Below are 13,089 nucleotides of genomic sequence, written 5' to 3' on the forward strand. Positions count from 1 at the left end.
AAGAAGCAAGACTATAGCTGGCCTTGCGGAAACGGTCAACCCTTAATTTGCAAGGCCCGGTCATACAGCGCATTTTTTTTCTTGCCGGTGATCTGCGCCGCCAGGGTGGCGGCTTGTTTGACCGGTAATTCCGCCAGCAAAATGTTCAAAATCCGCTCTGCTTCCGCCGCGTCCGCATCGCTCGCCTGTGGCGCACCTTCCACCAGCACCACGAATTCGCCTTTTTCCCGGTGGGCGTCCGCCGCCAGCCATTGCACCGCTTCCGACAGCGGGCAGCGGTGGATTTCTTCGAATAATTTGGTTAATTCGCGGGCAAACACCACCTGGCGCGTGGGTTCGAACGCGGCCGCCAGCGCTGCCGCGCACTCGGCAATGCGGTGCGGCGCTTCATAAAACACCATCGTGGCGGTGACGCTGCGCAATTGCTGCAAGACCGTGTCGCGTTGTTTCGCCTTGGCCGGCAGGAAGCCGACAAAATGGAATTGATCGTTCACCAGGCCACTGGCCGACAGCGCCGTCACCGCCGCCGAGGCGCCCGGCAGGGGCATCACACGCAAGCCCGCCGCCCGCACCGCATCGACGATGCGCGCGCCCGGATCGGACACGGCCGGCGTGCCGGCATCGGACACCAGCGCAATCCGTTCCCCCGCCTGCAAGCGGGCGATCAGGCTGTCCGCCGCTTCGCGCTCGTTGTGCTGGTGCGCGGCGATCAGTGGTTTGTGCAAGCCAAAACGGGTCAGCAATTGCGCCGTGTTGCGGGTGTCTTCGCACGCCACCGCATTGACTAAACTCAAGACATGCAAGGCGCGCACAGTGATATCTGCAACGTTTCCTATGGGCGTCGCCACTACATACAATGTTGCGATAGGATAGGTCTGGTTCACCGCTTCGCCCAGGACGGGCAGGGTGGCAATGCTGGTTGCTTGATCTGTCATTGGAGATTGGGATGCTGCCGATAAAAGTGAAATTGCTGCTGGTTTGCCTGGTAGCCGGACTTGCCAGCGCCTGCAACTCTCCCATGCCGGCCATGTCGTCGATGGCGTGCGGCGTGAGCGCCCAATTGTGCGCGTCCGGCCCGGCTGTGACAAGGGCGCCCGCACCAAAAGCCGTGCCTCAGCCCAAACCGGCGCCGCTGGCGAACGCCGCGCCGCGCCGTGAATTGGGTCCGCCGGCCGAAGTGCAGACTTTCCCGGTTGACCTGGCCGGGGTGCTGCCCGGTGCGCAGCCGGGGTTGACAGTCGAAGTGGAGACGCCGCCGGTGCATGATACGGCCGGCGCATCGGGGGCGAATGGGAATGTCGGCGCATCGGAGCCGCGGCAAGGAGACTTGGGCGGCACGGCGGACAGCGGCGGCAAGGCTGCGGCGGGTGCCGGTGGCGCTGGCGGCGTTGCAGGCGGGACGGGTGGGACTGGCGGAGCCGGCGTGGCCGGTGGCTCGGGCGTTTCAGGCGTTTCGGGTGTGTCGGGTGTTTCCGGCGCCACTGGCGTCTCCGGTGTTTCCGGCGCGTCCGGCGCCTCGGGCGCCACCGTCCCCGCCGCCGCCCGTGCCCCGGGCAGCGCCGCACTGCAGGACCTCTCCGGCACGGTGCAACCCGTCCGGCAAGGCGACGCCGCGCCGCCTTCTTACCGCATTGGTTTGTTGTTGCCGCTGCGTTCCGATGCCCTGCGCCAGGCTTCCGAAGCGCTGCGCGCCGGCTTCCTGGCCGGCTGGGAGCGCGACAAGCAGGGCGTCACGGTGTCGGTCATCGAGACCGGCGACGCCGCGCCGGACGTGCTGGCGTCCTATATGGACGCGCTGGCGCAACAAGACATGATCGTCGGGCCGCTGGCCCGCTCCGCCGTGTCCGCCGTGGCCAACAGCCGCAAGGTGGCGAAACCCACGATTGCGCTGAATTACCCCGACAACCGCGATACCGTGGTCCTGCCGCCGCAAATGATGGTGATCGGCCTGTCGATCGAAGATGAGGCGCGCCAGATGGCCGACTGGGCCGGCCGTGAACAGCCCGGCGCCACCGCGTATGTGGTGGGCGGCAGCGTGGCGTGGCAGCGCCGCAGCGCGGGCGCCTTCGCCGCGCAGTGGCAGCGCATCGGCCATGCCGCCAAGGCCGTGGAAGTAAGCACGGTGAATGGTTACCTCAACGATGGCGAGCTGATGGCACTGCGCGGGCGCCTGCAAACAGAGCCGGGCGCCGTGGTGTTTGCCGCGCTGGACCCGGACCAGACCCGCCAGTTGCGCATCGCGCTGGCCGCGCCGCCGTTGGGCGAGGTGCCGATCTATGGCACGTCATCGCTGAACCCGGGCCGGGCGCGGCAAGTGCCCGGGACGGAAATGGATGGCGTGCGCCTGCTCGACATGCCATGGCAATTGCAGCGCGACCATCCGGCCGTCATGGTCTATCCGCAACTGGCGCCCTCCAGCGAGCGCAAGCCCGATGCCGACATGGAGCGCCTGTATGCGCTGGGGATCGACGCGTACCGCGTGGCCCGCGAAATCGCCCGCCAACAAGACCAGCCGGCCGCGCGCTTCCGCATCGATGGCGTGACGGGGCAGTTGAACGTCAGCTTTGGCGATGGCGCGGCCCGTTTCGAGCGGCGCGAGCTGCAGGCGGTGTATAAAAACGGCGTGCCGGTGCCGCTGGCCGTTAGCCAGCAACCGTGACATGGGCGCCACCGGCCGCCAGTTGCACGGCCAGGCGGGCGAAGACCGCGCGCTGGACCACCTGTCCGGGCACGGACTGACCTTGGTTGAGCGCAATTTCCGCTGCAAGGTGGGCGAGATCGACCTGGTCATGAACGACCAGGGATGCCTGGTGTTCGTGGAAGTGCGCCGCCGCGAAAGCCTGGCCCATGGCGGCGCGCTGGCCAGCGTGACGCCGGCCAAGCAGCGCCGCATGGTGCGCGCCGCGCAATTTTACCTGCAGCGCTACCGGCAGTACCCGCCGTGCCGCTTCGACGTGGTGGCCATCGATGGCGATCACCTGAACTGGCTGCGCAATGCTATCGTTGAAGGAATGTAAGCATTTTTTACCGCGCTTGTCAGAGCCCGCTGACGACTGCACTATAATTCTCACCCATGAATACTCAACGCATCCTCTCCCACTTCCACGAAAGTGCCGAAATCAAGATCCAGTCCGCGACGGTACTGGCGCAGCCCATTGGGCAGGCGATTGAAATGATGTTTTCGGCTTTGTCCAATGGCAATAAGATCTTGGCGTGCGGCAATGGCGGTTCCGCTGCCGATGCCCAGCACTTCGCGGCGGAGCTGGTAGGACGCTTCGAGCGCGAGCGCTTCCCGCTGCCGGCGATTTCACTGGCGACCGATACCTCGATCCTGACGGCGGTGGCCAATGATTACAGCTACCGTGAAATTTTCTCCAAACAAGTGCAAGCGTTCGGCCAGGCCGGCGATATCTTGCTGGCGATTTCCACGTCCGGCAATTCCGCCAATGTGATGGCGGCGATTGAAGCAGCGCTGGAGCGGGAAATGCGCGTGATTGCCCTGACCGGCAAAGGCGGCGGCGCGATCGGCAAGATGCTGACCGATGCGGATGTGCATATTTGTGTGCCGACGGAACGGACCGCCCGTATCCAGGAAGTACACCTGGTGACGATCCATGCCTTGTGCGACGGCATTGATGTCGCGTTGTTTGGTGGAGATGTGAATGAATAAAGTTGTACGCCAGGTTGCTGGCAAGATCCAGCGCCCGCTGGCCGTGGTGTTGCTGGGCGCCGCGCTGGCGTCGTCGTTGTCCGGTTGCGTCGGCCTGGTGGCCGCCGGCGCCGTGGGCGGCACCCTGGCTGCTTCCGACCGCCGTACCTTTGGTGCGCAAACGGAAGACAAGGCCATCGCCGTCAAGGCCGAAGTCAAGTTCCCCAACCTGGTCGGCAGCGCCGGCCACGTGAATATCGCCAGCTTTAACCGCCGCGTGCTGTTGACCGGCGAAGTGCGCGACGAGGAATTGCGCAATACCGTGGAACGCGAAGTGCGCGCCATCGAAGGCGTGCTGTCGGTGACCAATGAACTGGAAATCGCGGGTGTGTCGAGCTACACGTCCCGTTCCAATGATGCCATTTTGACCACCAAGGTCAAGGCCAGCCTGGTCGATGCGAAAGATATTTCCGCCAATTCCGTCAAGGTCGTTTCCGAGCGCGGCAACGTGTACCTGATGGGCCGTGTGACGCAGCGCGAAGGCAATATCGCGTCCGACGTCGCCCGTGGCGTGCCTGGCGTGTATAAAGTTGTCAAAGTCTTCGAATATATTTCCGACGACGAATGGAAACAGTACCAGGCCAAGGCCGGTAACTGACCGATCTCCCCGGATGCCCGATATGACGACTTCCCGCGCCTGGATCAAACCCGCACTGGCCGCCGCTGTCCTGGCCGGTGTCGGGCTGACCGCTTATTTTTCGTTGAATAGCGCCAACCCGGCGCCGAAAGTCACGTTTATCGGCATCAAAGGGGAACAGATCACCCCGGCCAGCTTGCAAGGCAAGGTGGTGATGGTGAATTTCTGGGCCACGTCGTGCACCACGTGCGTGAAAGAAATGCCGCAAATGGTCGACACGTACAACAAGTACAAGGCGCAGGGGCTGGAATTCATTGCCGTGGCGATGGATTACGACCGCCCCGATTACGTGCTCAATTTCGCGGAAAACCGCCAGTTGCCCTTCAAGGTCGCGCTCGATGTCAAAGGCGAAGCCGCCAAGGCGTATGGCGACGTGAAAATGACGCCGACCACCTTCGTCATCGACAAGCAGGGCCGCATCATCAAGCGCTACGTGGGCGAGCCTGAATTCCAGGCCCTGCACCTGTTGCTGGAAAAGGCGCTGAAGGGCTGATCACGCCCATTCCTGTTCTATGCCGCATCCGCTAGGGTGCGCGCCTCCCCGTGATGTTAAATATATAATAATTTATATTTTTTAACATTTGCTGCAATCCATTTGCATGCGTCGGTCGTGGGGAAACAGGTGGGATGAATTTCAAGGATTTTGTATCGCCGCTTGCCGGGCTGAGCGAGGCGAACCGCGCCATACGCTTGCGGTTGACCAGCCAGGACAGGGTCTTGGACGACTTGCTGCTCGTGAAGCACGTCAGTGGGCACGAGACACTGTGTGGCGGCATCGAATACCGCTTGTACTGTGTGTCGCCCGATGCCGCACTGCCATTGAAGGCCTTGATTGCCTTGCCGGTGGAACTCCAGTTTGTGACCGATCGCGGGCAGTTGCGTGCCGTCTGCGGCATTGTTGCGCAAGCCGCGGCAGGCCAGAGTGACGGCGGGTTGGCAACGTACCAGCTGGTCGTGCGCGATGCGCTGGCGTTGATGGACCAGCGGGTGAATACGCGGGTGTTTCGCAACGCCAGCGAGGTTGATGTGTCTTCTGCCTTGCTGGATGAATGGCGCGCCATCAATCCGATCCTGGCCAAAGCTTTCGATGTCGACCTGTCGGGCGTGCGCGAGACTTACCCCGCGCGTGAATTCACCATGCAGCACAATGAATCGGATGCCGCTTTCTTGCGGCGGCTGTGGAAACGGCGTGGCATTTCGTGGTTCATCCGTCCCGGGCATGCCAGCGATACGGGCAGTGACCTGACACCGGCTCATACGCTGGTGCTGTTCGATACGGGCGACAGCCTTGCCCGGAATGCCGCCGGGACCGTGCGTTTCCAGCATGACCGGGCAACCCTGGCGGCGGACAGCATCTACAACTGGAGCGCATTGCGCACGCTGAAGAGTGGCAGCGTCACACGGCAAAGCTGGGACTACCGCAGCGGCGCCCTGATGTCGGCCCATACGCCCACCATCATGCAGCATGGCGAAACGGGAAACCAGTTCGCATTCAGCCTGGATGACTACCTCGTCGATCCCCCGCATGCCGGTGACGATGCCGCCGACTACCGGCGCCTGGGGGAACTGCGCATCCAGCGGCACGAGTTTGAATCGAAATGCTTCCATGGCGAAGGGGGCGTGCGTGACTTGTGTGTCGGTGAATGGTTCCGGCTCGATGGGCACCCGGAAATCGATACCCACGCTGAAGACCAGCGCGAATTCGTCCTGACGGAGCTGTGGCTGAGCGCTGAAAACAATTTGCCCCAAACCATGGACGACAAGGTGGGGCGCCTGTTTGCCGTCAATGGCTGGCACAGCTTTGGCGCCGCCGCGGAACTCCATGCCGCCAGCAAAGAGCGCGACGTGCGCTACACGAACCGGTTTTCCTGCGTGCGGCGCGGCATTCCCATTGTTCCGGCGTTCGATCCGCGCACGGACTTGCCAAGGGTGGCGCTGCAGAGCGCCATTGTGGTCGGTCCGGCGGGGGAAGAAGTCCATTGCGACACCATGGGCCGGATCAAGCTGCGCTTTCCCGGGACGCGCACACAGGATCATGGGGCCGGGGGCGGCGCCTCGAACAGCGATGGCGACTCGGCATGGGTGCGCGTGGCCAGCTTCTGGGCCAGCGATAAATGGGGCGGCATGCACTTGCCCCGGGTCGGCGATGAAGTGCTGGTCGATTTCCTTGGCGGCGATCCTGACAAGCCGGTGGTCGTTGGCGCCATGTATGGCAATGCCTTGCCGCCGGCGTTCAGCCATACCGGCGAATTGCCGGGCAACCGCTTCCTGGCGGGAATCAAGAGCAAGGAAGTCAAAGGCATCCGCTACAACCAGCTCCGGTTTGACGACACGCCCGGACAGATCAGCGCCCAGTTGGCGAGTGAACATGGCCACAGCCAGCTCAACCTGGGATGGCTGACGCAGCCGCGCAGGAACGGGCAGGGCAATGCGCGTGGAGAAGGCGCGGAGTTGCGCTCGGACCGGGCCGTGGCGGTGCGAGGCAAGGCCGGCGTGTTGATCAGCGCCGATGGCCAGCCTGGCGCAAGCGGGGATTTGCTGCAGCGTGACGCGCTGCTGGGATTGACGGAGGTACTGCAAAGCGTGCAGCAGCAATTGGCGGAACTGGCACAGACGCATCACGCTGATCCGACACCTGCGGCGAAATTGGAAGCGCTGGCCAATCGGCTCAAGGCATGGGATGGCGGCTCGAACGTGAACCCCGAAGGTGCGGCAGGCAAGGCGCCGATCGTGGCGGTGAGTGCGCCGGCCGGTGTCGCGATCGGCAGCCAGGACAACATGCTGCTCGGCGCGCAAAGCCAGATCGACCTCATCAGCGTAGGCGGAGTGCAGGTCAGTGCCGGCAAGACATTCCTGGTCCGGGCCGCCGGGACGGTCAGTCTGTTCGCCCACAAGCTCGGCATGAAACTGATCGCTGCGGCGGGCAAACTGGAATTGCAGACTCACAAGGATGACATCGCACTGACGTCAGCCAAGCGGATCGTGCTGAGCGCCGCGGACGAAATCGTATTGCAGGCGCCGCAGATACGGTTTGTTGCCAAGGGGGCGCAGGTTGACATCGGCGGCGACCAGATCGTGCAGCAGAGCAGCGGCAACCATACCATCAAGTCCGCGAAATTTGCCCATGTCACGGGCGGTGGCGGCAGTGTCGAAGCGCTGTCTCTTCCCGCCAGCGATCTCAAGACCGATGAACGTATTGTCCTGTTCGACCAGCAAACCGGCCTGCCGGTGAAGAACCGTGCTTATCGCGCGATTCTTGATGATGGCCAGGAAATTGCAGGCAAGACCGATGCGGAAGGCCGCACTGAACTGATGCAATCGGCTTCCATGGGGGAAGTGCGGATCATCATCGAACCCCATGCCGACGGCGCGTAACTTCGCCATATCACGACAAATTTATGACTGAACCCATACGACGGCTTCCCGATCCGACTGTCAATGCAGACGGTAAACTGGTCGGCAAGAGCGCCTTGACGCCGCAGGCCATGAAAACACGCGGTGCGATTGCGATTCCTTCCAATAAAGTGATTCCCGTGATCCTCGTTCCCGGAATTATGGGAAGCAATCTGCGTGCGAATACCGGCCCCGACAAAAAGAAAAATGAGGAATTACGTGCGGGTAGCCCCGCGTGGCGTCCGCCTAACGGTACGCTGGCAGGGTTGCGTGAAGCATCCGCGTGGAAAGATCGAAGCCCAGCCGTCCGGCAAAAAATACTCGATGGGGCTACGCTCGAGGTCGACGATAGCGGGCTGATTGAAATACCTGACGATAAGGAGGGGATGGAAGCGGCGCAGATGCGCAACCGATGGTGGGGAGAAGTCCATTGGGACAGCTATGGTCCGTTGCTGTGCGATTTGCACCGCAAGTTGAACAGCACATTCGAACCGTCCTGGATACTGAAGAAGCGGCAACCCAACAGCCATTGGGAATCCATCATGGAATATGACCGTGAAAAGTGGAATGCCGCCGACATGCCCGCGCTCACCGAAGCTCACCTTGAAAAATTCGCGCAATACCAGTATCCGGTTTATGCCTGTGGTTACAACTGGACACAATCAAATGAACTTTCTGGCGAGCGCCTGAAAAAACGCGTGTTGGACATCATCGATTTTTGGGTCAAGCGCAAATTCGACTGCAAGCAAGTGATCCTGGTGACGCACTCGATGGGCGGGCTGGTGGCCCGCGCCTGTGCGAAGCAGATTCCGGACCAGATTGCCGGCGTATTGCACGGAGTGATGCCCGCGCTGGGTGCGCCGCTGGCCTATCGCCGCATGGCGTGCGGCGTCGAGAAAAGTTCGCCGTCCGCCAATTGGAAGGGCAACATCTCGATGGAGAAGTTTGCTGACATCGCCGGGGATACGACCGAGAAAACCACCCCGACCATGGCAACGGCATGCGGGGCGCTGGAGTTACTGCCGAACCATTTGTATCCGGGGCCATGGTTGATGGCGTCCGTGAAAAAACCGGATGGGAGCATTGAAGACATCTGCCAGTTGTTTTATCCCAATGTGTATGACTTGTACCGTGATTTTTCGTCCTGGTATCGGGTGATCGATCTGCAGCTGGTTGACCCGGCATTCAAGTACGAGAAGAACGAGGAGGAAATGCGACGTGCCGTGATGACTGCCATTGCCCAAGCTGAGAAGTTTCACACTAAAGTAATTGACTCCTACTATCACCCGAATTCCTATGCATATTACGGGGCAGATGCGCAACAGCTGTCATATGGCGTTTTTCGTTGGATAACCGATGACCAGAGTGCATTGAAACAGTCTGCACGTTCCCTGATGGTGGTCGGGAAGCCTGTCAGCACCAGCTTCAACGGCGGCCGCACCATGGTCATGCCCAAGCACTTTGCCGATGCCGGGAAAAGCTATTATTTTGTGCCAAGCGAACAGGATGCACCGGGCGATGGGACCGTATCCCACCAGTCTGGTGATGGGCCGCGCAGCAAGGTCAAACGCGTTTTCCGTACGACCGGCTTTTCACATCAGGGGAGCTATAAAGATGAACACATGGTGCCTCTGACTTTTCACCTGATCGTACGCATCGCCCAGGAGGCAAAATAAATTGAGACGCATTACCAAAATTTGCTTATCGGCCATGGCCGCCGTGACGATGATTTCCCTGGCTTGGGCCGTGTCGTCAGGGATTCAGAATGAAAACAGGAAAGTCGCGCAGAAAATGACGGAAAAAATGAAGACAGTATGTGTGGGGAGGTTTCTCATCGATTTACCGGAGGATGCCGAGGTCAGTTTCACTTCAGCGCGGGTTGCGGGCCTCGATATCAACGTCCAGCAGGCTTACACCGAGACCAAGTTCAAGGATGAGCTTGCGCTACGTGAGCAGGAGTTGAGCCAGCAAAAGAACGAATACGATCGGCCGAGTTTCGAAAGAAAAATCGAAGCCGATGCATTGAATTTCAAAACAACATTGATGTATTACGGGCGTCAAAAACCGTTGCCAGGGGTCGCATTTGGTAAGCCGGCCCCTGGAGTAGGAGAGGCGATCTCCGTTGAAGCTTACGGGCTGCATGACAACTTGCTGTTTAGTGTTAGAGGTGAAAGTCTGTCTTCACCAAAGCGGGACAATGCAGTTGTGGACCTTGTAAAAAGCTTCGAAGCCCGTGGTGCCAATTCCATCCCCGAGCAGCCTGGATTTTGCACGGAAAATGGCCTCATTCATGATGATATGAAACGCGAAACTGAATCCATTACCATGTTCGCATCCCTAAAAGGACACCCGGACGTCGCGATCCGCTTCGACACCACCGTCAATGGCGACCAGATTGCCGACTCGCTTTTGCTGCGGGATACACGCAATACGATCAAGCAGGAGCACCCATTCAACTTCAAGTCGTTCCAGCGGCAGCGTCGGGCCCTGAATGGCATTGATGGCGAAGAGGTACTTGATCGGGTCAAGGAATTCAATGGGACCAGCGCCCATATCTTCATGTGGGAGGGGCAGGGCAAGCCGTCGGACTTGCTGGCGCCAGCGTTGGCGCTGGAACTGGAGACCGGCAAGGGCAGGCCAGGCGAGCCCGTCAGCTCCAGCCTCTCCGATGAGGCTGTTCTCCTGCTGTGGGAAAAGATCACATCCAGTATCCGGTTGCGTCCGACCTCCTCCAAGAGCCAGGCCGGGCAGGCGGCGCCCAAGCAACCGGTAGCACTGGGAGAACTGGTTGCCACAGGCAATCCCTGTCCCGAGACCGGCTACTGGCAATGCAGCGAACCGGGCGTGGTGGAAGGCGGGCAGCGTCAATTCTTCCGCCAGGGCGACGTGATGCCGCAGGCCGTACTGCGCGGCACGGGCAACCTGTGGCAAAAAGTCAGCGGCAATTTGCCATCGCACCGGGCCACGACGGTCTGGAAACTGGTCGCGTATGCAGCCACGACTGAAGGGACGCCGCCAGTTGATGGCGGCGGCATGATCGCGTCCGGGCCCGCTGCGCCAGGCCCGGACAACGGAGCGGCGTGACATGCCTAACGTTATTCGGCTCGGCGACGCCACCAGTCACGGGGGGAAAGTCATCGGTGTCACCGCCACGCATTACACCATCGATGGTATCCCGGCAGCCCGGAAGGGCGACCGGTGTTCATGTCCCGTGCGCGGACATGACGGATGCACGATTGCGGAAGGCAATCCCGACCATACGATCGATGGCGTCCCGGTCGCCTATGAAGGACACAAGACGACGTGCGGGGCGGTGCTGGTGGCCAGCCAGAGCGTCTTTGTGGCCGGGTAGCAAGTGGCCGCCGGCGCCAGCGGCGTTATAACCCGACCTGCAGCGACATATACCACCCCTTTTGCGTCTTCGGATTGAACACCGTGATGGTGCCTAGGTTCGCGTACGCGGCCGTCACCGACATGTGCTTGTTCGGGAACCACGCGGCAAACACGTCGTAATACGCTTTTTCCGGATCAACCCCCAGGTTGTGCGGCTTGTGCCGGTATTCCGCGCCGATCGCCACCGTGCGGTGCGCCAGCCAGGCCACCGAGATTTCCGGCTGCAGCTTGGCATGGTCGCCCTTGTCGCCGCCGAAACCCAGGATCCCCATCTGGTTGGCCTTGGTGGCGCGCAGGGTGCCGTTCACCAGCAGGCTGTGTTCCAGGCAGATTTTCGTTGCCGACACGTAGTAGTCGAAGCCGCTGTCATCCTTCGCCCCGAGTTGCTTCACATTGGTCACGCCCAGTGCGCCCAAACCGCTGATGCCCTTGTTCTTCTTGTACATGATGCCAAGCGCCACCTGCGGCATGGCGCGGTCCTGGTCATACACGGCTTCGCCGGCCAGTTTGACTTTCAGGCCCACGATATCCTGCTTGATCCGCAGTAGATTCAACGGTGCCAGGTCGCCCTGGAAATCCTGCCGCGCCAAGGACAATTCCAGCCGGTCGGCCACGCCGATGGCCACGCCGTACGTGCCCAGCGAATAATCCTGGGTCTGGACCCGGGTGTAATGCACATTGCCGCCCCAGCTGTCGCGCGTGCCATAGCCGGTAATCAGCGCCCACGGCGAAATACCGCCGCCGCCGGCGCCTTCCACCATGCTGACGCCGCCCGTGGCCAGGAAGCGCCCCTTGTCCGGCCGGGCTGGCGCCGGCGGGGCGGCAGAGGTGACGATATCGCGGTGCATGGGCGCCAGCTTGGCGATCAGCCGGTTCGAGACGTAGGTCGAGACGCCGTGGCGCTCCATCGCCAGCTGTAAATCCTCGGCCAGCGCGTTGAACATCGCGTCCGTGATTTTCAGGTCGATGTGCACGGACTTCATGTCGCGCACGGTGCCCACGCCGTCCATGGTCTTGTCGCGGTATTTGCCAGTGTATTTGCACGGGCCGCCCGCGTATTCGCAGAACTGTTCCTGCAGCCGCTGGTTCACTTGCGGGATATCGAAATCCGCGAAGTTGTCTTTGATACGGGGATCGGCCAGCACCAGGTCGAGGAAGGTATCGGTGATCTTCTTGATGCCTTCCTTGCCGCCCAGGCCATGGAAGGTGGCGTCATCAGGGTAGGGAGTCTGGGCCAGCGCCAGCGAAGAGGCTAACAGCAGGCCGGTTGCAGCAAACAGGGTGGTTTTCCGCATTATTTGTCCTCGACAAAACGGGTGGGCACTGCCGGTCCAATGTAACAGATCACCCGCTTGTCTTGCCGGTTGCCGGTGCTTATTTCGGCCACAACACCATTTGTGTGCAACGGAACAACGCTATCGTTTTGCCGGTGTCTTTATGGATCACGGTGGCGTCCCACACCTGCGTGGTGCGGCCCAGGTGCACCGGTTTTGCCGTGACGGCAATCACGCCTTCGCGGGCCGTGCCCAGGTGATTCGATTTCAGTTCGATGGTGGTGAAGTTTTCCGCGCCTTGCGGCAAGTGGGCGATACAGCCGTAGCCACAGGCGGTATCGGCCAGGGTCACCACGCTGCCCGCGTGCAGGAAACCGTTCGGCGCCAGGTGGAATGGCTGGATGGTGATTTCCGCCTGTAATTCGCCTTCCTGGATCGACGTGAAGCGGATCCCCAGGTGGTCGGGCAGCTTGCCTTTGCTGCGCTGGTTGAAGTTGTCGAGGTTGAAGCGGGATGCGTCCATGACAGAGTCCTTGCGTGTAGAGATAACGCAACATCATACCTGCACGGCGTGGCGCGGTTCTTCAAGCAGTTGGCGTAATAAATCAAGACGGTGACATTTTTTAACAATACTCGGCGGGAACCCGGCTCCTAGACTGATTTGGCACGAGCGTTTTTTTATA

At 61.0% G+C, this 13,089-nt stretch carries 12 protein-coding genes; 9 read left to right on the forward strand and 3 right to left on the reverse strand.

Translation table 11 applies throughout. The features are described from left to right. Nucleotides 1-35 precede the first annotated feature (35 nt). Nucleotides 36-935 carry a 16S rRNA (cytidine(1402)-2'-O)-methyltransferase gene (rsmI, locus tag AC1RRC_RS13210; RefSeq protein WP_493055928.1) on the reverse strand — a complete coding sequence of 300 codons (900 nt, stop codon included), beginning with the start codon at nt 933-935 and terminating at the stop codon, nt 36-38. Nucleotides 936-946: 11 nt separating this feature from the next. Between rsmI and AC1RRC_RS13215 the strand changes: the two genes are divergently transcribed. The 9 genes from AC1RRC_RS13215 (at nt 947) to AC1RRC_RS13255 (ending at nt 11,091) form a co-directional block, all read left to right on the forward strand. After that, entirely contained in the window at nt 947-2,659 is a 1,713-nt protein-coding gene (locus AC1RRC_RS13215) for a penicillin-binding protein activator (protein WP_493055929.1), read from the forward strand. Nucleotide 2,660: 1 nt separating this feature from the next. Continuing rightward, nucleotides 2,661-3,017: a YraN family protein gene (locus AC1RRC_RS13220; protein ID WP_493055930.1), complete on the forward strand. Its 357-nt coding sequence runs from the start codon at nt 2,661-2,663 to the stop codon at nt 3,015-3,017. Between the two features lie 56 nt (nt 3,018-3,073). Then, on the forward strand, nt 3,074-3,670 hold the full coding sequence (locus AC1RRC_RS13225; RefSeq protein WP_493055931.1) for a phosphoheptose isomerase: 597 nt from the start codon (nt 3,074-3,076) through the stop codon (nt 3,668-3,670). Then, nucleotides 3,663-4,307, forward strand: coding sequence for a BON domain-containing protein (locus tag AC1RRC_RS13230; protein ID WP_493055932.1), 645 nt, complete (start codon nt 3,663-3,665; stop codon nt 4,305-4,307). Before AC1RRC_RS13225 ends, AC1RRC_RS13230 begins: the two co-directional genes overlap by 8 nt. Nucleotides 4,308-4,329: 22 nt before the next feature. Next, nucleotides 4,330-4,839, forward strand: coding sequence for a TlpA disulfide reductase family protein (locus AC1RRC_RS13235; RefSeq protein WP_493055933.1), 510 nt, complete (start codon nt 4,330-4,332; stop codon nt 4,837-4,839). Between the two features lie 224 nt (nt 4,840-5,063). Beyond that, nucleotides 5,064-7,721, forward strand: a complete 2,658-nt coding sequence (locus AC1RRC_RS13240; RefSeq protein WP_493055934.1) for a type VI secretion system Vgr family protein — start codon at nt 5,064-5,066, stop codon at nt 7,719-7,721. Nucleotides 7,722-7,744: 23 nt separating this feature from the next. Next, nucleotides 7,745-9,415: an esterase/lipase family protein gene (locus AC1RRC_RS13245; protein WP_493055935.1), complete on the forward strand. Its 1,671-nt coding sequence runs from the start codon at nt 7,745-7,747 to the stop codon at nt 9,413-9,415. A 1-nt stretch (nt 9,416) separates the two neighbouring features. Beyond that, complete coding sequence (locus AC1RRC_RS13250; RefSeq protein ID WP_493055936.1) at nt 9,417-10,823, forward strand: T6SS immunity protein Tli4 family protein; 1,407 nt, start codon at nt 9,417-9,419, stop codon at nt 10,821-10,823. A 1-nt stretch (nt 10,824) separates the two neighbouring features. Further along, on the forward strand, nt 10,825-11,091 hold the full coding sequence (locus AC1RRC_RS13255) for a PAAR domain-containing protein (protein WP_493055937.1): 267 nt from the start codon (nt 10,825-10,827) through the stop codon (nt 11,089-11,091). Between the two features lie 25 nt (nt 11,092-11,116). Here the strand turns inward: AC1RRC_RS13255 and AC1RRC_RS13260 are convergent, their stop codons facing one another. Both AC1RRC_RS13260 and AC1RRC_RS13265 read right to left on the reverse strand, forming a co-directional pair. Further along, nucleotides 11,117-12,427, reverse strand: coding sequence for a DUF3034 family protein (locus tag AC1RRC_RS13260; RefSeq protein WP_493055938.1), 1,311 nt, complete (start codon nt 12,425-12,427; stop codon nt 11,117-11,119). A gap of 79 nt (nt 12,428-12,506) precedes the next feature. Beyond that, a complete protein-coding gene (locus AC1RRC_RS13265; RefSeq protein ID WP_493055939.1) occupies nt 12,507-12,929 on the reverse strand; it encodes a PaaI family thioesterase in 423 nt (140 codons plus the stop codon). Nucleotides 12,930-13,089 lie beyond the last annotated feature (160 nt).

The organism is Pseudoduganella sp. GW821-FHT12E03, assembly GCF_058807115.1.

Excerpts from the sequence above, each read along its gene's own strand:
- AC1RRC_RS13230 (WP_493055932.1), top strand. The coding sequence starts at position 3,663 with ATGAATAAAGTTGTACGCCAGGTTGCTGGCAAGATCCAGCGCCCGCTG.
- AC1RRC_RS13260 (WP_493055938.1), bottom strand. The coding sequence starts at position 12,427 with ATGCGGAAAACCACCCTGTTTGCTGCAACCGGCCTGCTGTTAGCCTCT.
- AC1RRC_RS13255 (WP_493055937.1), top strand. The coding sequence starts at position 10,825 with ATGCCTAACGTTATTCGGCTCGGCGACGCCACCAGTCACGGGGGGAAA.
- AC1RRC_RS13235 (WP_493055933.1), top strand. The coding sequence starts at position 4,330 with ATGACGACTTCCCGCGCCTGGATCAAACCCGCACTGGCCGCCGCTGTC.
- AC1RRC_RS13215 (WP_493055929.1), top strand. The coding sequence starts at position 947 with ATGCTGCCGATAAAAGTGAAATTGCTGCTGGTTTGCCTGGTAGCCGGA.
- AC1RRC_RS13225 (WP_493055931.1), top strand. The coding sequence starts at position 3,074 with ATGAATACTCAACGCATCCTCTCCCACTTCCACGAAAGTGCCGAAATC.
- AC1RRC_RS13245 (WP_493055935.1), top strand. The coding sequence starts at position 7,745 with ATGACTGAACCCATACGACGGCTTCCCGATCCGACTGTCAATGCAGAC.
- AC1RRC_RS13220 (WP_493055930.1), top strand. The coding sequence starts at position 2,661 with ATGGGCGCCACCGGCCGCCAGTTGCACGGCCAGGCGGGCGAAGACCGC.
- AC1RRC_RS13265 (WP_493055939.1), bottom strand. The coding sequence starts at position 12,929 with ATGGACGCATCCCGCTTCAACCTCGACAACTTCAACCAGCGCAGCAAA.
- rsmI (WP_493055928.1), bottom strand. The coding sequence starts at position 935 with ATGACAGATCAAGCAACCAGCATTGCCACCCTGCCCGTCCTGGGCGAA.